General features: G+C 70.1%; 18 protein-coding genes, 1 tRNA gene and 1 pseudogene. 12 read left to right on the plus strand and 8 right to left on the minus strand.

Features of this window, described 5'->3' with window-relative positions; genetic code table 11:
• Positions 1-31: 31 nt before the first annotated feature.
• The 3 genes from recO to HNR16_RS05340 all read left to right on the plus strand — a co-directional run bounded on the left by recO (position 32) and on the right by HNR16_RS05340 (position 3022).
• Positions 32-799, plus strand: coding sequence for a DNA repair protein RecO (gene recO, locus HNR16_RS05330; RefSeq protein WP_158040424.1), 768 nt, complete (start codon positions 32-34; stop codon positions 797-799).
• Positions 796-1581, plus strand: coding sequence for an isoprenyl transferase (locus HNR16_RS05335; RefSeq protein WP_158040423.1), 786 nt, complete (start codon positions 796-798; stop codon positions 1579-1581). Before recO ends, HNR16_RS05335 begins: the two co-directional genes overlap by 4 nt.
• A 64-nt stretch (positions 1582-1645) precedes the next feature.
• Positions 1646-3022, plus strand: coding sequence for a glycine--tRNA ligase (locus HNR16_RS05340; RefSeq protein ID WP_158040422.1), 1377 nt, complete (start codon positions 1646-1648; stop codon positions 3020-3022).
• A gap of 696 nt (positions 3023-3718) precedes the next feature.
• On the opposite strand, the gene HNR16_RS05345 is transcribed toward HNR16_RS05340, so the two are convergent.
• The gene (locus tag HNR16_RS05345) at positions 3719-4720 is read right to left on the minus strand and encodes a permease prefix domain 1-containing protein (RefSeq protein ID WP_158040421.1); all 1002 of its coding nucleotides are present in this window, start codon (positions 4718-4720) and stop codon (positions 3719-3721) included.
• Positions 4717-5055, minus strand: a complete 339-nt coding sequence (locus HNR16_RS05350; RefSeq protein ID WP_158040420.1) for a PadR family transcriptional regulator — start codon at positions 5053-5055, stop codon at positions 4717-4719. Before HNR16_RS05350 ends, HNR16_RS05345 begins: the two co-directional genes overlap by 4 nt.
• 160 nt (positions 5056-5215) lie before the next feature.
• Here HNR16_RS05350 and dusB point away from each other — a divergent pair, with 160 nt between their 5' ends.
• From dusB to dnaG, 4 genes are all read left to right on the plus strand, one after another.
• Positions 5216-6394, plus strand: coding sequence for a tRNA dihydrouridine synthase DusB (dusB, locus tag HNR16_RS05355; RefSeq protein ID WP_158040419.1), 1179 nt, complete (start codon positions 5216-5218; stop codon positions 6392-6394).
• The gene (locus HNR16_RS05360) at positions 6391-7677 is read left to right on the plus strand and encodes a deoxyguanosinetriphosphate triphosphohydrolase (RefSeq protein ID WP_244960546.1); all 1287 of its coding nucleotides are present in this window, start codon (positions 6391-6393) and stop codon (positions 7675-7677) included. The genes dusB and HNR16_RS05360 overlap by 4 nt, the downstream gene beginning before the upstream one ends.
• Before the next feature lie 111 nt (positions 7678-7788).
• Positions 7789-8286 carry a thiol peroxidase gene (tpx, locus tag HNR16_RS05365; RefSeq protein ID WP_179558114.1) on the plus strand — a complete coding sequence of 166 codons (498 nt, stop codon included), beginning with the start codon at positions 7789-7791 and terminating at the stop codon, positions 8284-8286.
• A 221-nt stretch (positions 8287-8507) separates the two neighbouring features.
• Positions 8508-10469, plus strand: a complete 1962-nt coding sequence (dnaG, locus tag HNR16_RS05370) for a DNA primase (RefSeq protein WP_158040417.1) — start codon at positions 8508-8510, stop codon at positions 10467-10469.
• A gap of 29 nt (positions 10470-10498) precedes the next feature.
• On the opposite strand, the gene HNR16_RS05375 is transcribed toward dnaG, so the two are convergent.
• Both HNR16_RS05375 and HNR16_RS05380 read right to left on the minus strand, forming a co-directional pair.
• The gene (locus tag HNR16_RS05375) at positions 10499-11125 is read right to left on the minus strand and encodes an NAD(P)-dependent oxidoreductase (protein WP_179558115.1); all 627 of its coding nucleotides are present in this window, start codon (positions 11123-11125) and stop codon (positions 10499-10501) included.
• A complete protein-coding gene (locus HNR16_RS05380; protein ID WP_158040415.1) occupies positions 11122-12033 on the minus strand; it encodes an SDR family NAD(P)-dependent oxidoreductase in 912 nt (303 codons plus the stop codon). The genes HNR16_RS05375 and HNR16_RS05380 overlap by 4 nt, the downstream gene beginning before the upstream one ends.
• A 62-nt stretch (positions 12034-12095) precedes the next feature.
• Here HNR16_RS05380 and HNR16_RS05385 point away from each other — a divergent pair, with 62 nt between their 5' ends.
• From HNR16_RS05385 to HNR16_RS05400, 4 genes are all read left to right on the plus strand, one after another.
• Entirely contained in the window at positions 12096-12839 is a 744-nt protein-coding gene (locus tag HNR16_RS05385; protein ID WP_179558116.1) for a TetR family transcriptional regulator, read from the plus strand.
• 58 nt (positions 12840-12897) lie between these two features.
• Positions 12898-13887, plus strand: a complete 990-nt coding sequence (locus HNR16_RS05390) for an ATP-binding cassette domain-containing protein (protein WP_179558117.1) — start codon at positions 12898-12900, stop codon at positions 13885-13887.
• Positions 13888-13889: 2 nt separating this feature from the next.
• A complete protein-coding gene (locus HNR16_RS05395; RefSeq protein ID WP_158040412.1) occupies positions 13890-14897 on the plus strand; it encodes a D-isomer specific 2-hydroxyacid dehydrogenase family protein in 1008 nt (335 codons plus the stop codon).
• A 76-nt stretch (positions 14898-14973) separates the two neighbouring features.
• A tRNA-Asn gene (locus tag HNR16_RS05400) sits at positions 14974-15046 on the plus strand.
• A gap of 111 nt (positions 15047-15157) precedes the next feature.
• Here the strand turns inward: HNR16_RS05400 and HNR16_RS05405 are convergent.
• The 3 genes and pseudogenes from HNR16_RS05405 to HNR16_RS05415 form a co-directional block, all read right to left on the minus strand.
• Positions 15158-15463 carry a hypothetical protein gene (locus HNR16_RS05405; RefSeq protein WP_158040411.1) on the minus strand — a complete coding sequence of 102 codons (306 nt, stop codon included), beginning with the start codon at positions 15461-15463 and terminating at the stop codon, positions 15158-15160.
• Positions 15464-15481: 18 nt separating this feature from the next.
• Positions 15482-15802 carry an HNH endonuclease family protein gene (locus HNR16_RS05410; RefSeq protein WP_158040410.1) on the minus strand — a complete coding sequence of 107 codons (321 nt, stop codon included), beginning with the start codon at positions 15800-15802 and terminating at the stop codon, positions 15482-15484.
• Positions 15789-16073, minus strand: a pseudogene (locus tag HNR16_RS05415) (transposase); the annotation flags it as partial. The gene HNR16_RS05410 and the pseudogene HNR16_RS05415, both read right to left, overlap by 14 nt.
• Positions 16074-16416: 343 nt before the next feature.
• Between HNR16_RS05415 and HNR16_RS05420 the strand changes: the two are divergent.
• On the plus strand, positions 16417-17847 hold the full coding sequence (locus HNR16_RS05420) for an anion permease (protein ID WP_091697760.1): 1431 nt from the start codon (positions 16417-16419) through the stop codon (positions 17845-17847).
• 86 nt (positions 17848-17933) lie between these two features.
• Here HNR16_RS05420 and HNR16_RS05425 read toward each other — a convergent pair whose 3' ends face one another.
• Entirely contained in the window at positions 17934-18683 is a 750-nt protein-coding gene (locus tag HNR16_RS05425) for a succinate dehydrogenase/fumarate reductase iron-sulfur subunit (RefSeq protein ID WP_091697762.1), read from the minus strand.
• Between the last annotated feature and the right edge of the window lie 12 nt (positions 18684-18695).

Raw genomic sequence — 18695 nt, forward strand, 5'->3', positions numbered from 1 at the left:
CATGGTGCCACAGCGGGGGGATACTGGAGGGGTGCCCGTGTATCGAGACGAGGGTGTCGTCCTCCGCACCCAGCGTCTGGGGGAGGCCGATCGCATCGTGACGCTCCTCACGAAGGAGCACGGTCGCGTGCGCGCGGTCGTGAAGGGCGTGCGGCGGACGTCGTCGAAGTTCGGCGCGCGGCTCGAACCGTTCATGGTCGCCGATCTGCAGTTGTTCGCCGGGCGCAACCTCGACACCGTCACGCAGGCCGTGACGCTCGCGTCGTACGGCGCCGAGATCGTCGGCGACTACGACGCCTACACCGCGGCGTCGGCGATCGTCGAGGCGGCGGAGCGCATCGCCGAGGCGGATGTGCAGCGCTCGCTGTACATCCTCTGCATCGGCGCGCTCCGGGCCGTGTCTCGTGGTGATCACGATCCCCGCCTCGTGCTCGACTCATATCTGCTGCGTTCGCTCGCGATCGCCGGGTGGGCGCCGAGCTTCGACGCGTGCGCGCGCTGTGGCGAACCAGGCCCGCACACGCGCGTCTCGATGGCGCTCGGCGGTGCCGTGTGTCGCTCGTGTGCGCCGTCGGGCACGATGACCGTCTCGCCCGAGGTGATGAACCACCTCGCCGCCCTGCTCGCGGGCGAGTGGGAGGTCGTCGATGCGGCGCCGGGTACCGTGCGCGATCGCGCGTCGGGTGTCGTCGCGGCCTACGCGCAGTACCATCTCGAACGCAGCCTGCGCTCGTTGCGGCTCATCGACCGCGAGCGGATCGAGGCGCGCAGTGGGACCCCGAAGGAGACGAGTGCATGAGTGACGGTGCCGACGGTTTCCGTCCGATCGACTGGACGGGGCTCACGCCGCCCGAACTGCCCGCGGCGGCGGTGCCGGATCACGTGGCGGTCGTGATGGACGGCAACGGTCGCTGGGCGAACCGGCGCGGCCTGCCGCGAACGGAGGGGCACCGGGCCGGTGAGGCGGCGCTCCTCGACGTCGTCGCGGGGGCCCTGCAGATCGGCGTCAAGCACCTGAGCGTCTACGCCTTCTCGACCGAGAACTGGCGCCGCTCGCCCGACGAGGTGCGCTTCCTCATGGGCTTCAACCGGGAGGTACTGCACCGGCAGCGCGATCAGCTCGACGCGTGGGGCGTGCGCATCCGCTGGGCGGGGCGCGAGCCGCGGCTCTGGAAGTCGGTCGTCGACGATCTGAAGATCGCCGAGCGACAGACGGCGCGGAACACGCGCATGACGCTCACGATGTGCGTCAACTACGGCGGCCGGGTCGAGATCGCCGACGCGGTCCGGGAGATCGCGGCGGAGGTCGCCGCGGGACGCCTCCGGGCCGATCGCGTGACCGAGAAGACGATCGCGCGGCACCTCTACCTCCCGGACCTCCCCGACGTCGACCTCTTCGTGCGCTCGTCGGGGGAGCAGCGCACGAGCAACTTCCTGCTGTGGCAGTCGGCGTACGCAGAGATGGTGTTCCTCGACCGTCTGTGGCCCGACTTCACCCGTGTCGACCTGTGGGACGCGATCACGCGCTACGCGAACCGGGACCGGCGCTTCGGCGGCGCCGTCGACGCGCCGACCGCCTAGACTTGGCCGTTGGTCCCCGGGAACCGCCTTTTCCCGGACACCCGCACGTCAGGAGTCACGCCACATGGCACAGTCCACGCTCGATCAGGTCATCGCCCTCGCGAAGCGACGGGGCTTCGTGTTCCAGGCCGGCGAGATCTACGGCGGATCGCGCTCGGCGTGGGACTACGGCCCGCTCGGTACCGAGCTGAAGGAGAACATCAAGCGCGAGTGGTGGCAGACGTTCGTCCGCGGCCGCGAGGACATGGTGGGCCTCGACTCGTCGATCATCCTGCCGAAGGCCGTGTGGGAGGCCTCGGGGCACGTCGCGACGTTCACCGATCCGCTCGTCGAGTGCCTGCACTGCCACAAGCGGCACCGTGAGGACCATCTCGTCGAGGCGTTCGAGGCGAAGAAGGGCCGTGCGCCCGAGAGCATGGCCGAGGTCGTGTGCCCGGACTGCGGCACGCGCGGCGAGTGGACGGAGCCGCAGCTGTTCTCGGGCCTCATGAAGACGTATCTCGGGCCCGTGGACAGCGAGGCCGGGCTGCACTTCATGCGCCCGGAGACCGCCCAGGGGATCTTCGTGAACTTCAAGAACGTCCTGCAGACGTCGCGGAAGAAGCCACCGTTCGGCATCGGGCAGATCGGGAAGGCGTTCCGCAACGAGATCACGCCCGGCAACTTCATCTTCCGCACGCGCGAGTTCGAGCAGATGGAGATCGAGTTCTTCACGCCGCCCGCCGATGCGGCGACGTGGTTCGACCGCTGGGTCGAGGACTGCTGGAACTGGTTCGTCGACCTCGGGATCGACCCCGCGAACATGCGTCGCTTCGATGTGCCCGAGGACGAACGCGCGCACTACTCGGCGGGCACGATCGACTTCGAGTACCGCTTCGGGTTCAGTGGTTCGGAGTGGGGCGAGCTCATGGGGGTCGCGAACCGCACCGACTTCGACCTGGCGTCGCACGCGAGGGCGTCGGGTGTCGACCTGAGCTACCTCGATCCGTCCACGAACGAGCGGTACACGCCCTACGTGATCGAGCCGAGCTTCGGGCTCACGCGCTCGATGATGGCGTTCCTCGTCGACGCGTACCGTGAGGACGAGGCGCCGAACACGAAGGGTGGCGTGGACACGCGCACGGTGCTCGCGCTCGATCCGCGCCTCGCACCCGTCAAGGCGGCCGTGCTGCCGCTCAGCCGTAACGAGCGGCTGTCGCCCGTCGCGCACGACCTCGCGTCCGAGCTGCGTCGACGCTGGAACATCGAGCTCGACGAGACCCAGGCGATCGGCAAGCGGTACCGGCGACAGGACGAGATCGGGACGCCGTTCTGCGTCACGGTCGACTTCGACACGCTCGACGACCAGGCCGTCACGGTGCGCGAGCGCGACACGATGGCGCAGGAGCGCGTCGCACTCGATCGCGTCGCGGACTACCTCGCGGAGCGTCTCGGCCGCTGATCGGCCGGCAGCCGGGACACGTGCCCCCGCACTCGACCGAGTGCGGGGGCACGTGTCGCCGGGGACCGTCGTGCACGTGTCGATCCGCCGCTGGGTGGAGGCCGTGGCGGTAGGGACGGTCACGCGGAGTGATGCGTGCGGTTGCGCGCGGAGAGGTACCCGGCGTGGCGGTGACCGCTGCCGAACACTGATCCGCGATTCGAAGGCTGCGGTGGCGTTCCACGAGGGAACTGGCCCGGCGGCCTGGGAGTGCCCGGCGGCCCCGGTGTGCCCGGCGGGCCAGGAGGCCCGGCGCCGCCACCCGACCGAGGTTCGGGAACGGCGCGCCGCCCCGGCCCGGTCCGCCACAGCGTTCCCGTTCGGGGTGCGTCCCCATCGACCTCAGCATCCTCGGCATCGGTGCGTCGCTGCTCATCCTGCTCTATGCAGCGGTCGCGCACGCATCGATCTCAGCTGCGATCCCGTGGATCTTCCCGGCAGCCGTGTCGCTCGTGAAGACGCTGCTGATCGATCCGATCGTCGTCGCGTTGATCGCCGCCGGGGTGGGCGTACTCGCGGCGGTGATCGGGCGCGGGGCGAGCGTTCGGATGCGTGTGCATCGTGCTCGGCCTCGCGGCGGCGGTCGTGCTCTGGCTGGGGCCGCTCTCGCTCTACCTGTCGTTCACGTCCGGGAAGACGTCCGCTCGGGGCGGCCGGTCAGGAGCGCCCTGTGCGACCGCTCGTCGTGTCGCTCGTCCCGCGGGCGAGCGTGATCTGCCGGGTGATGAGCACGACGACCGGGAACGCGACGCCCGCGATGGGCCACACGATCCAGGACCGGTCCCACGCGTCCCAGATGAAGCTCCAGCTGAGGAACACGAGGACGGCGACCGGCCAGTAGACGGCCGCGACGGTACCGCCGGGCCCGGACCAGGACTCGTCCTCCTGGGCCTGGTCGAGGTGGGTGCGCCAGGGGGTGGTGAGGGTCTCGTAGGCGCCGTGGCGCATCGTGCTGCTGACGATCGCGTACACGCCGATCGCGGTGCACACGAGCAGGGCGCTCGCCCCGAGCAGTACCCATCGCTCCGGCGCGAGGAGCGGCACGACGATGGGGAAGGCGACGCCGAGGATGATGAGGGCGACACCGGCGACGATGCCGATCGTCCGACGCTGTTCGGCGCGTTCGAGCGCGGGCCGGAGCTTGGGGAGGATCTCGGCCGGGACGCGCGCGTCGGCCGAGCCGATGCGTTCGAGTCCGCGTCGCATCGAGGCGCCGAAGATGATCGAGCCGACGCCCGAGGCGATGGCGACGAGCATGCCGACCATGCCGATCACGAACGGGACGGGGCCTCGGTCGACGAGCGCGACGAGGAGGGCGACGCCGAGGATGATGATCCCGACACCCGCGGCCACGAGTCGCGCGCCGCGGAGCGAGCGTTCGAGGATCGTGTCGATCTCCTGTTCCGTCAGTGCGAGCGGTGCGGTCTCCTCGCCACCGACGGCATCGCGGATGCCGAGGTCGTCGGCGAGTTCGTCGAGATTGCCGAACTCCGTGATGACCCGCCCGGTCGCCTCGGCGTCGCTCGAACCGTCGGCCCGCAGCTGCTGGTACTTGTCCTCGCTCATCTGCAGCAGTTCGGTGCGGGCGCGCTCGACCTCCGGTGTCTGCGGAAGATCGGTGAACAGGCCTGAGATGTAGGTGCGGATGACGTCGCTCATGATTCGGTCCCCTTCGATCGGGTGATGTTCGTGACGGTCGTGACGAAGGACCGCCACTCGGTCTGCCGTTCGGCCAAGAGGGCCCGTCCGGCGTCGGTGAGTTCGTAGTAGGTGCGTGGGCGGCCGGCGGATTCGAGGCCTGGGGAGGCGAGCAGGTCGCCGCGCTGCTCGAGTCGGCGGATCGCCGCGTAGAGGGTCGTCTCCTTGAGTGGGTAGGCCCCGTCGGAGCTCGCCTCGATCTGTTTCGCGATGGCGTAGCCGTACGACGGCCCCTCGGCCACGACACTCAGGATGACGAGTTCGAGTGAGGCCCGAACCAGATCACTGCTGATCATCGCGTCTCCCGTCTACTCCATGTGATAGAGTAATTACTCTATGAGCTGCAGTAGTGGACGTCAATGGGGGATCGCCCGTCGGCGCGGTTCGCCGGGAGCGCGCACCGATGCCGGGCGTCCTGACGCGGTCTTCCGCCGAACCTGGGATGATGGACGGGTCATGACCGTCTCCCTCACCACCCCACCGCCCTCCGCGACCGACCGGGCCGAGCCACTGCGCATCGGCCCGCACGTCCTCGACGTGCCCGTCGTCCTCGCGCCCATGGCGGGCATCACGAACGCCGCCTTCCGTCGTCTCTGCCGCGAGTACGGCGGTGGGCTCTACGTCTCGGAGATGATCACCTCGCGAGCGCTCGTCGAGCGCAACGCCGTGACGATGCGGCTCATCGAGCACCACGAGTCCGAGGACCTCCGCTCCATCCAGCTCTACGGCGTCGACCCGGTGACGGTGCGCGAGGCCGTCACGATGCTCGTCGCCGAGAACCGCGCCGACCACATCGACCTCAACTTCGGCTGCCCCGTGCCCAAGGTCACGCGCAAGGGTGGGGGAGCGGCGCTGCCCTGGAAGACGAACCTGTTCCGGCAGATCGTCGAGAACGCGGTCCGTGCGGCGGGCGACATCCCCCTCACGATCAAGATGCGCATGGGCATCGATCCCGAGCACCACACGTATCTCGAGGCGGGCCGCATCGCCGAGCAGGCGGGCGTCGCGGCGATGGCACTGCACGGTCGCACGGCCTCGCAGTTCTACTCGGGCGAGGCGAACTGGGACGCGATCGCGACGCTCAAGCAGACCGTCACCTCGGTGCCCGTGCTCGGAAACGGCGACATCTGGTCGGGCGAGGACGGCGTGCGCATGATGCGCGAGACGGGCTGTGACGGCGTCGTCGTCGGCCGCGGCTGCCTCGGCCGGCCGTGGCTGTTCGGCGACCTCGAGGCGGCCTTCCGGGGAGAGACGCATCGCTTCCGTCCCACCCTCGGCGAGGTCGGCGACGCGATCCGTCGCCACGCGGCGCTGCTCGCCGAGTTCTTCGAGGACGAGGGGCGCGCGTGCCGCGACATCCGCAAGCACGTCGCCTGGTACTTCAAGGGCTATCCCGTCGGCGGTGAGTTCCGCGCGGCCCTCGCGCTCGTCGACTCGCTCGCGCAGATCGACGAGCTGCTCGCGACCCTGGACGCCGATGCGCCGTACCCCGGTGCGGACGCCGAGGGGCAGCGCGGCCGTGCGGGCACCCCGAAGCGGCCCGCACTGCCCGACCGCTGGCTCGAGAGCCACGAGCTGAACGACGAGCAGCGCGCGAACATCTCGGCCGCCGAACTCGACACCTCGGGCGGATGATGCCCGGCCCCAAGCCACCGCCCCTGGACCGGAGCCCGTACGACGACTTCGACCGTGAGCGGTTCCTTCCCGAGCACCACGAGAACCGGCGCCGGTCGAGCTTCGCCCGCGACCGGGCCCGGCTCCTGCACTCGAGCGCGCTGCGCCGGCTCGCGGCGAAGACGCAGGTCCTCTCGCCGACGGCGGGACTCGACTTCGCGCGCAACCGGCTCACGCATTCGCTCGAGGTCGCGCAGGTCGGTCGCGAGATCGCCTCGACGCTCGAACTCGACCCCGACATCGTCGACACCGCGTGTCTCGCGCACGACCTCGGGCATCCGCCGTTCGGCCACAACGGTGAACGCGCACTCAACGAGTGGGCCCTCGAAATCGGCGGGTTCGAGGGCAACGCGCAGACGCTGCGGCTCGTGACCCGGCTCGAACCGAAGGTGTTCGACGCGGCGGGTCGGCCGTTCGGCCTCAACCTGACGCGGGCGAGCCTCGATGCCTCGACGAAGTACCCGTGGACGAGGCTCCACGGGGTCGAACGCGGGACGCGCAAGTTCGGCGTCTACGACGACGACCTGCCCGTGTTCGAGTGGTTGCGCGCCGAGGCGCCGGGCGATCGGACGTGCATCGAGGCGCAGGTCATGGACCTGTGCGACGACATCGCGTACTCGGTGCACGACCTCGAGGACGCGGTCGTGTCGGGCTACGTCGTGCTCCCCGAACTGGAGGCGCCGGCGAACCGCGAGGCGATCCTGTTCACGGCCGCCGACTGGGCGGGCGGCTCGGTGTCGCGCGGGGCGCTCGACGAGGCGTTCGAGCGACTGCTGTCGGCGCCGTTCTGGGTGCACGACTACGACGGATCCCGCATTGCACAGGCCGGGCTCAAGAACCTCACGTCGCAGCTCATCGGACGGTTCGCGCGCGCGGCCACCGAGGCGACGTGGGAGGCCTACCCGCTCGAATCGCTCATCCGCTATCGCGGTCAGGTCGTCGTGCCGGAGTGGGTGCGCGCCGAGATCGCGATGCTCAAGGGCATCGTCGCGGGGTTCGTGATGTCGCTCGACGCGCGGCGCCCCGTCTACGAGCGCCAGCGTGCGCTGCTCACGGAGCTCGCGGACGCCCTCTGGGCGGATGCGCCGGTGAGTCTCGACGCGGGCTTCGCGGCCGATTTCGTGGCGGCGGTCGACGATGCGGCGCGGCGCCGCGTCGTCGTCGACCAGGTCGCGTCCCTCACCGACCAGTCGGCCGTCGCCTGGCACGCCCGACTGACGCGAACCGACCCGATCACGGCGTGACCCGAGCGCGGGATTCCGGGCGGTTCTCGGGGTTCCGGGGCACCCGGAACCCCGAGAACCGACCGGAACTCGCCCGGCCCGCCGCGTGGGCCGAGCTGCCATCATTGGGGCATGGCTCAGACTGCATTCCGGGGCACCCCGGTCACGACCTCGGGTGAACTGCCCGCCGTCGGCGCGAAGGCGCCGGACTTCGACCTCGTCGGCATCGACCTCGCGCCCGTCCGCCTCGCGGACTTCGCGGGGCGACGCGTGGTCCTCAACGTGTTCCCCTCCGTCGGCACGGGCGTGTGCGCCGCGTCGGTGCGGCGCTTCAACGAGCTCGCCGCCGGGCTCGGCAACACGACCGTCGTGTGTGTGTCGAAGGACCTGCCGTTCGCGCAGTCGCGCTTCTGCGGCGCCGAGGGCATCGAGAACGTCGTGCTCGCCTCGGCGTTCCGCTCGGACTTCGGGGACGCCTACGGGCTCACGCAACTGGACGGCCCCCTCGCGGGCCTCCTCGCCCGCGCGGTCGTGATCGTCGACACCGACGGCGCCGTGCGCTACGCCCACATCTCGCCCGAGATCGGCGAGGAGCCCGACTACGACGCGGCGCTTGCGGCGTTGGCCTGAACCCTCCCGCCCCGCCCGATCGGACCGCCCGGCTCCTCACGCCGGGCGGTCCGATCGTTCGTTCCCCACAATGACCGGCGGGCGTGCTCGACGCGCGGGATCGTCCCAGCGGCCGCGCGGTCATGACGGCGGAGACCGGCGGCGCCACACCATGCCTCGCTGACAGCGGACACCGGTGGCGCGGGGCCGCCGCGGTCCGTCCCGACGATTAGGATCCCTGCATGGCCCTCATCCGCAAATCCGACATCGACGAGGTGCGGTCGCGGACGAACATCGCCGACGTCGTGGGCGACTACGTGACGCTCCGCTCGGGTGGCGTCGGCTCGATGAAGGGCCTGTGCCCGTTCCACGACGAGCGCACACCGTCGTTCAACGTGCGGCCCGCGCTCGGCCTGTTCCACTGCTTCGGGTGCGGCGAGTCGGGCGATGTCTACTCGTTCCTGCAGAAGATCGACCACGTCTCGTTCGCGGACGCCGTCGAGCGCCTCGCGGCCCGGATCGGCTACACGCTCACGTACGAGGACGGCGGGCAGGCGCCCGACCACTCGCGTCGGCTGCGGCTGCTGCAGGCCAACACGGCGGCGCACCACTTCTTCGTCGCCCAGCTCGGCGACGCCGACGCGGCACCGGGGCGCGAGTTCCTCGGCGGTCGCGGATTCGATCCCGAGGCGGCTGCGCACTTCGGCGTCGGTTACGCCCCGAAGAGCTGGGACGCGCTGAGTTCGCACCTGCGCGCCGCGGGCTTCACGAAGCAGGAGATGCAGGACGCAGGCCTCGTGTCGACGAACGATCGCGGGTCGAGTTACGACCGGTTCCGCGGCCGCGTCGTGTGGCCGATCCGCGACACGGCGGGCCAGACGCTCGGGTTCGGTGCCCGCAAGCTCTTCGACGACGACCAGGGCCCGAAGTACCTCAACACGCCCGAGACGCCCGTCTACCACAAGCAGCAGGTGCTCTACGGGCTGGACCTCGCGAAGCGCGAGATCGCGCGCGAGCGCAGCGTCGTCGTCGTCGAGGGCTACACGGACGTCATGGCCGCGCACCTCGCGGGCGTGACGACGGCCGTCGCGACGTGTGGCACGGCGTTCGGTGTCGACCACATCAAGGTGCTGCGTCGCATCCTCGACGACGAGTCGGGCAAGGGCCGGGTGGTCTTCACGTTCGATCCGGACGAGGCCGGGCAGAAGGCCGCGATGAAGGCGTTCGCCGAGGAGAAGCGCTTCGTCGCGCAGACGTATGTGGCGGTCGGGCGGGACGGACTCGACCCGTGCGATCTGCGCCTGCATCGCGGGGACGCCGCGGTGCGGGAACTCGTCGACGATGCCGTGCCCATGTACGAGTTCGTCATCAAGCGGCAGTTGCGCGACCACGACCTCGACACCGTCGAGGGGCGCGTGGCCGCCCTGCGTCAGTCGGCGCCCGTCGTCGCGGGGATCCGCGATCCGTCGGTGCGGCCCGGCTATGCGCGGCAGCTCGCGCGGTGGCTCGGGATGGACCTGCCGATGGTCGAGCGGGCCGTGCAACAGGCCGGCCGGGGTGGCGCACAGCGCGCCCCACAGCGCACGCCCGCGCACTCGATGCGCACGTCGTCGCCGGCCGGCGGGTGGCAGGGTGATCCGCCGCCGGACCCCGAGGAGGGCCTACCGCCCGATCCCGCCGAGGACGGGTTCGGGGGTGGCGGCGGCTTCGGCGGCGCGATGGCGAGCGTGCGTCTGAGCGATCTCGGGAACGACCCCGTCACGCGCCTCGAACGCGACACGCTCATGGCCGTGCTGCAGGTGCCGGGTGCTCTCGACGCGGCCGCGCTCGACCGTGTGCTCGCGACCGACTTCACGAACGCGACGCTCGCGACGGTCCGCGACGGCATCCTCGCGACGAGGACATCGCTCGGGCAGCCGCGGTGGCTCATCGAGCTCGCCGACGAGGTGCCCGCGCAGTTCCGCTCGCTCGTGAACGAACTCGCGATGGCGCCGCTGCCGGCCGGGCCGACCGAGGAGCAGCTCTCGGCCTACGCGCGTGCGATCAGTGCCTCGCTCGTCGAACGCGATCTGCTGCGCCGTAAGGCCGAGGCGCTCGGTGCGTTGCAGCGCACCGACCCGAAGGCGGAGCCCGAGCGGTTCGCGCACCTGCAGGCGCAGCTCGTGGAACTCGAGCAGTTGAAACGCAGGCTGCGGGACGACTGAGGCGTCACCTCGTGCCTCCGTCGTACCGATCACTCGTCCCGGAGGACCACGGTTCGACGCGACCAGCCGCCGTCGGCGGCGGCCCGGACCACGAAGTCCGCGACGCTGTCCCGTGTGGACACGGGCATGCCGGGCACGTTCGAGAGCGCGTCGAGGTCGGTGGCCGTGTAGGCGCGCAGTGGTCGGTTGCGCAGGGTTCCGGGGTAGACGAGGGTCCAGTCGAGCGAGCTCGCGCGCACGAGCACCTCTGCGGCCGCCTTGTCGGCGAACACGTTCCGCATCGCCGTGCGATACAGCAGGCGGGCGAACGGGGAGACGATGTCGGCAGACTCTCCGACACCGAGGGCCGAGACGATGATGGTGCGGGACGGGGTGCCGAGCTCGTGCGCCGCGACGAGCGCCTCGGCGCTCCGTCGGGCGAGCGTCGCTGCGCCGAGCGAGCGGACTCCGAGGGCGCTGATGACGGCATCGCACTCCCGTGCGTGCTCGGCGAGCTCGCGCGCGACGAGCGGATCGGCGACCACGCGGGTCGCCCGGGGATCGGTGACGGCGTCCGCCCGACGCACCATCGCCGTGACGTCGTGCCCCGCATCCAGTGCGCGTCGGACGATTCGGCTGCCCGTGGCGCCGTTGGCGCCGATGACGAGGACGTTCACGCGTCCGCTCCGTCCGTGCGGGCCGTCGCATCGGTATCGTGCCGTTTCGGGAGCACGTGGTCGAGTCCGCTCAGGCGCACCGATCGTTCCCAGAGCTCACGTGCCATGGCGGCATCGAGCGCCTGCCCGGCGGGCCGGGCCGTCCGGCGCCGGGCGAAGTATCCCCCCGAGGGGCACGCCGGTGACGGGCAGTTCTCGGCAAGCCACACGAGGGTCCGGGCGCCGGACTCCGGTGAGCCGAGAAGGCGTTTGGCGAGTGGATTCTGGTATATCCGACCGAGCGCGGACCCGGGCGCGGACGCGAAATTGCTGCCGATGATGCCCGGATGGAATGCGGCGGACGCGAGTCCGTGTGCTCGGTAGCGGCGATGGAGTTCGCGGGTGAACAGGATCTGTTCGAGTTTCGCGGTGCCGTAGGCCCTGCGGGCGTCGAACGGTCCGCGTGAGGATTCGAGGTCGTCGAGGTCGACATGACCGAAGAGGCGGTTCGCGACACTGGAGGTGTTGATCACGGTCGCCCGGTCCGCCACGAGTTGGTCGAGGAGCATTCCGGTCAACAGGAACGGTGCGAGGTAGTCGACCTGGAACGTCTTCTCATGCCCGTCGACCGTCACGTCGCGTCCGGGTCCGAACACGCCGCCGGCGTTGTTGACGAGGACGTCGATCCGCGGAAGATCGGTGCCGAGTCGCCCAGCGAGCTCGCGGACGGAGTCGAGCCGCGCGAAGTCGGTGAGGTATGACGGGCAGTCGAGTTCGCGGGCGACGGCAGCGGTCTTCTCGGGCGACCGGCCGACGATCACGACGTGGTGGCCGCGCGCGGCGAGATCCCTGGCTGCGGCTCGTCCGATCCCGTCACTGGATCCCGTGATGACGATCGTCTTCCCGGGGGTGTGCTCGTCATGGCTCATGGTGGTCCGTTCCCCTGTGCTGTCTTCGTTCTCTGCGCCGCCCCGCGGCGCAGAGCATCGCGGTGCGATCAGCTCGACTGAAACTGCATGTCCAGTATGACACTCAGTTCCAAACTTGCTATCGTGAGTTCATCATGTTGCGCTCGTCGAGGGGTCCACGGGAGATCGCGCGAATGGCCGTGCGCGCGCACGTCATCGATGTCGCGATCGGTCTGTTCGTCGACAACGGCTACGACGAGACGACGATCGACACGATCTGCGACGAGGCCGGGATCTCTCGTAGTACGTTCTTCCGCCTCTTCCCGGGGAAGGCCGCGTTGGTCGCGAGCAATGCGACACGATTCGGTGAGCGTGTGGCGGATGCGCTCGCGGAGCGGCCCGACGGCGAACCGATCTGGGATTCCCTCAGGCGTGCGCTCGATCCGCTGGTGGACGCCTACGCCACGCAACCGCGCGCGTTCGAACTCGCGCGACTCGCCGCGGATCTTCCCGTAGTGGGCGCCCGTGAGCACGACAAGCTCGGAGAGTGGATCGAACTGCTCCGTCTGGAGGTGGCGCGTCGGATCGGTGTGGACGTCCGTGACGATGCCGATCCGCGCGCCGACGCGATCATCGCGGCGATGGTCGGGGCGATTCACACGTCCATGACGTACTGGGCTCGCAGCGCGGGGGAGCGGTCGCTGAGTGCGTTGCTCGATGCCGCCATGTCGCCATTGGGCGGAGGTGCCCCCGGTCCGAACGTCGGGCACGTGCCTGCTTCGATCGCGGGGAGAGGGTCCGCGCCAGACCGTTCGCGAAGCCTTTAGGCTTGTTCGGCGACCGTGGCGCGTTCTGCGCGCGCCGGAGTGCGGTCGGAGAAGGGGCGTGGACACCGTGGAGCAGCCGACGATCGTCGCCGAGGACCTGTCGATCGCCTACATCGAGCGCGCGGCCGGGCGACCGCACGAGGCGCTCTCGGGCGCGACGTTCACGGTCGAACACGGCGGGATCCTCGGTGTCGTGGGCACGGCGGGTTCGGGCAAGACCGCGCTCGGACGCGTGCTCTCGGGCCGGGGCGACGAGGGGCGCGACTCGTGGCCGTTCATCTCGGGCGGCTCGCTGCACGCGGCCGGGCTCGATCTGCGGTATCCGTCCCGCGCGGACCGACGGCGCCTGACGCTCGATATCGGCTATCTCGCGCAGGAGTCCGGTGACGGCCTGCGCAACGACCTCACGGTGGGCGAGAACATCGCCGAGCCGATCCTCTCGCGCGACCGCAGCTTCGAGCGGCGTCGCCTCGGCCGCGCGGCGGCCATGCTCATCGACGCGGTCGACCTCGAGCTCGGCATGCTCAACAAGTTCCCGTTCGAGCTCTCACGGGGTCAGCGGCAGCGTGTCGCGCTCGCGCAGGCGCTCATCGTCGAGCCGAAGGTGCTCATCGTCGACGAGCCCGCGCAGGGCGTCGACATCATCGCGCGCCCCGCGCTGTTCACGCTGCTCGAGCGCATCAACGCGGCGCGACAGTGCACGATGGTCATCCTGAGCCACGACCTCGCGACGGTGCAGCGACTCACCGAGGACATCCTCGTGCTCGACCGGGGCTTCGTCATCGCCCGTGGCCGCATCGACGACGTCCTCGCGAAGCCGGATCACCCGTACCTCCTGCGCATGCGTGAGGCGCGGGACTTCGCGCGTGCGCCGCTCCCGGGGCTCGTCGAGCGCGACGCGCTGCTCGCCGTGGACCGCGTCGCGGACGGCCTGTTCGGCGACTTCGACGCCGCGACGGTGCAGGCGGAGGCGGCGGAGCTCGCGGAGGAGAAGCTCGTCGAGCAGCGTCCCGAGTTCGCGCGGTTCACGAAACAGGGGGAGGACTGACCATGACCGAGCAGCAGGATCGGCCGCCGCTGCGGCCGCGCCTCGCGAGTGCGCCCGTCGTGTTGCCGCCCGAGCGGCGGCCCGAGCCAGGTGGCATCTCGATCATCCCGGACACCGAACGCGAGGCGTTCGCGGACGCAGTGACGGGCGCCGGGGGCGAGGTCGTCCCACTCGGCGACCGGACGCGCGGCATCGTCTGCCTCGACAACGACGACGTGGACGGCCTGCTCGCCGCGCTCAAGGCGAACCCCGCGGTGTCGTGGGTGCAGTTGCCGTTCGCCGGGATCGACACCTTCGCGGCGTCGCTCGTGCCGTTCGCGGAGCGTGGCGTCGTGTTCACGTCGGCGAAGGGCGCGTACGCGCAGCCCGTGGCGGAGCACGCGCTCGCGCTCACCCTCGCCACGCTGCGGAGCCTGCCCGACCGGGCGCGGGCGACGAGCTGGGGGCCGAAGGCGGGCATCACGCTGTACGGCGCCGAGGTCGTCATCGTCGGCGCGGGCGGGATCGCGCTCGAGCTCATCGAGCTGCTCCGACCGTTCGGTTGCCGGACGACGATCGTGCGCCACAGCGCCGAGCCCGTCGCGTCGGCGGATCGGACGGTACAGGACGACCGGCTCGACGAGGTGCTCGCGACGGCCGATGTGGTCGTGCTCGCGGCGGCTGCGACGGCCGAGACCCGCGGGCTCATCGGTGCGGCGCAGTTCGCTGCGATGCCCGAGACCGCGGTGCTCGTGAACATCGGGCGTGGCCCGCTCGTCGACACGGATGCGCTCGTCGCGGCACTCGACGCGGGGGCAATCTACGGTGCCGGCATCGACGTGACGGATCCGCAGCCGCTCCCGGACGGCCACCCGCTGTACTCGCACGCGCGTTCGATCGTGACGCCGCACTCGGCCGATACGCCCGACATGGTGCGGCCGCTGCTCCGCGAACGCGTCGCGGAGAACGTCACGGCGTTCCTCGGTGGTGGCGGATTCGTGGGGCTCGCCGATCCGGCGCGCGGGTACTGACGCGCCCGGGGGACGAAGATTTCGCGGACCCCGCCCGGTGCTGCTAGCATCGTCGAGTTGCCAGCGCGCAGCACGATCCCCGATAGCTCAATTGGCAGAGCAGCCGGCTGTTAACCGGCAGGTTGTTGGTTCGAGTCCAACTCGGGGAGCGAATCACCCCCGGTCGTATCGCGGCCGGGGGTTTGTCGTGCCCGCCCGAGTCGGTTCCGATCGCGACGGCGGCGATCACACCAACGCGGCACCCCTCCGGCCGAGCGGGATCAGCGCCGGACGAGCGCGTAGGCCGTGCCGCACACGACCGCGGCGCCGAGGAGCGCCGCGATGGCGACGAGGAGTGCCCGCTCGCCGAACGCGCGCGTCGGATCGAGGTCGGGGACATCCGACACCGGGACCGCAGCGGGTGACGTCGACGCGGTGGGGCCGGCCGTTGCGGGTGGCGTCGCCGTCGCCGTCGAACTCGACGTCTCCGGCGGGATCGCCGTCGTCGGGAGGACGCACGAATCTGCCCGATCGGTGATCGCGTCGCGGTCGAACGCGGTGAGCTCGAGTTCGTACGTGACGAGCACGCTCGTGACCTGCGCGAGCTAGGTGCACGCGAACGCGGCGTTCGGCGGCATCCACTCGCCCGGGAGCATCTGCCCCTTCGCACCGTTGGATGCGCCGTCGACGGCCTGCAGATTCGCGGGATCGTTGGCGAACGCCTCCCGCGCCGCGTCGTCCCACGTGTTCGCGCCACCGGTCCATGCCGCGGCGAGGGGCACGATGTGATCGATCTGCACGGCACTGCTCGTTGCCTGGCCCCGCTGGAACGCTATGGTCGAGCCCGTGTACGGGTCGAGCAGCGTGCCGCGCTCGACGACGCAATCGCTCCCGTCGCGGAAGACGGGCCCTTCACAGATGAGCATGGGTAGGGGTCTTGCGCCACGGCCGGTGTCCGCCGGCGGCGAGCAGGGCGCGTAGGCGGTAGTTGCCGAAGTTCCGGAAGCCGCGGGCGACCCGGCGCATCGTCTCGATCACCCCGTTCACGGCCTCGGTGGGCCCGTTGGAGGCCCCGGCGGTGTCGAAGTAGGCCAGGATCGCGGCCTTCCACCGGCGCAGGGTCCGCCCGAGCCGGGCGATCTCCGGGATCGGGCAGGACGGGAAGGCGGCAAGGATCTCGGCGACCAGCCGGCGGCTGTCCCCATCCACGCTCCTAAAGAGCGTCGGCAGGGGTGGACAGCCCAGATTCCGCTAGAGGTAAGGCACCCAGCGCCAGAAATTTCTGGTGGACGGGGAACGCCTCGATGTCGACACCCACGGCCGGTTGAAAACCGATCCATACCCTGCCTTTGCGCGCTTCCCACGACCCTTATTGAACGGTGACGGGAATCACCAGGCCGGTCGGCTCCACATGACCAGGGAACCGTATTTCCGCTGGCCACGGGTCTATAATTGTGGGGAGAAGGGTCTCACACCGGAGCGACACTCGGAGGCAGAAATGTCCGGCCATCAGGTTGATTCCACCCACGAATCCAGAGCCATGAGTCGGGACACCGTCTCCATGCTCTGGAAGTTCGGACTGATGGTGCTGGTGGGAGCGGTGATCTTCTTCATCCCCGCGCCGGAGGGCGTGGACCCCCGCGGCATGCACATGCTCGGGATCTTCGTCGCGACCATCCTGGGGCTCATCCTGCAGCCCCTGCCCACCCCCTCGGTGGCGCTGATCGGTCTGGCCACCGCCATGATCACCGGCGCCATGGACGTCAAGAGCGGGGAGGCCCTGAGCGGGTTCTCCAATTCCGCGGTGCTGCTGATCGTCGCGGCATTCTTCATCGCGGACGGCTTTCTGCTCACCGGGCTGGGGCGCCGCGTGGCCCTGATGTTCCTCACGATCCTGGGCAAATCACCCCTGGGCATCGCCTACGGCATGGCCGTCACGGACCTCCTGCTCGCCCCGGCCACCCCGTCCAACACGGCCCGCGCGGGTGGTGTGATCTACCCGATCGTCCGCTCCGTCGCGGAGGTGCAGGGCTCCACCCCGGACACCGACGAGTCCCGCAGGAAGCTCGGCTCCTACCTCACGTTCACCGCCGCCCACGTCAACGTGATCACCAGCGCCATGTTCATCACCGCGATGGCCGGCAACCCGCTGGCCGTGGCCTCCGCCGAGAAGCTCGGCGTGCACATCTCCTGGGGCCAGTGGGCCCTGGCCGCGCTGATCCCCGGCCTCGTGAGCCTGGCGGTGGTCCCGTGGCTGCTCATGAAGGTCTACCCGCCCACGCTGAAGAGCACTCCGGAAGCACCCACCATGGCCCGCAGCGAGCTGCAGAAGATGGGGTCCATGACTCGCGGTGAGATCATCATGGCGGCCACGTTCGTGCTGCTCCTGCTGCTGTGGGTCTTCGGCACGGCCATCGGTGTCAACGCCACCACGGCGGCCTTCGTCGGCATCGCGGTGCTGCTGGTGACCAAGGTGCTCACCTGGAACGACATGGCCAAGAACGGCTCCGCCTGGAACACCCTGATCTTCTTCGCGGTCCTGGTGGGCATGGCGGAGAACCTGAACAACCTGGGCGTCATCACCTGGATCGGCTCGGTGGTTTCCGGCGCCGTCGGCGGCATGCCCTGGGCTGTTGCCTTTGCCATCCTGGCGCTCGTCTACTTCTACGCGCACTACTTGTTCGCCTCGAACACCGCGCAGATCGTCGCGATGTACGGCGTCTTCCTGGGTGCGGCCATCACCGCGGGTGCCCCGCCGATGTTCGCGGCCCTCGCCCTCGGCTACATCGGCAACCTGTTCGGCGCCATCAGCCACTACGCCTCGGGCCCGTCCGGGGTGGTCTACGGTTCCGGGTACGTCAAGGTCTCCGAGTGGTTCAAGGTCGCCTTCATCATGTCCGTGGCCATCATCATCATCTGGACCGTGGTGGGCAGCGGCTGGATGTGGATCCTCGGCGACCTCGCCATGTAGTCCGCCCGGCAAACCCTCCCCGCACGACGACGCTCGGTGCCCTCCCAGGGGCACCGAGCGTCGTCGTCTGTCGACGGGGGAGCGGGTCAGTCGTCCTTGTTGCGCAGCACCTGCCGCAGCTTCTCCTTGTTGAGACCGGCAATCGCGGTCAACGGGATCCCAGCGGGGCACACCTCCGCGCACTCGCCGTAGACCGAGCACGGACCGAACTCCTCCTCGGCCGCGCGCGTGATGCCTTTGGCCCGGCGGCCACGCTCCTTCTGGCTGGAGGGCAGCGTGGCCAGGTGCATCGTCTTGGACCCGGCGAACAGCTGCGCGGAACCGTTGGGGCACGCGGCAACGCACGCACCGCAGCCGATGCACGCTGCCAGGTCCAGCGCCCACTCCGCGGCCTCGTGCGAGACCGGGATGGCGTCCGCGTCCGGCGCCGTGCCCACGGAGGTGGAGACGAACCCACCGGCCTCGATCACCCGGTCCAGCGCGCTGCGGTTCACCGCGAGGTCCTTGACCACGGGGAACGCTCCGCTGCGGAACGGTTCGAGCTGCACGGTCGCGCCGTCCTCGAAGGACCGCAGGTGCTGCCGGCACGACGGCGTGTTCTTCTGGGGGCCGTGCGGAGTGCCGTCCACGGTCACGCCGCACGCCCCGCAGATGCCTTCGCGGCAGTCCGAGTCGAACGCGATCGGCTCCTCACCACGGGCAACGAGGTCGTCGTTGAGCTTGTCGAGCGCCTCCAGGAGGGAGAACTCGGGTCCGACCTCCTCCAGCAGGTACTCCTCGAAGTGCCCTTCCTCGGCGCCGGACTCCTGACGCCAGACTTTCAACGTGAGTTTCATGAGGATGGTCCT

The organism is Pseudoclavibacter chungangensis, from assembly GCF_013410545.1.
GTDB classification, from domain to species: Bacteria; Actinomycetota; Actinomycetes; order Actinomycetales; family Microbacteriaceae; genus Pseudoclavibacter; species Pseudoclavibacter chungangensis.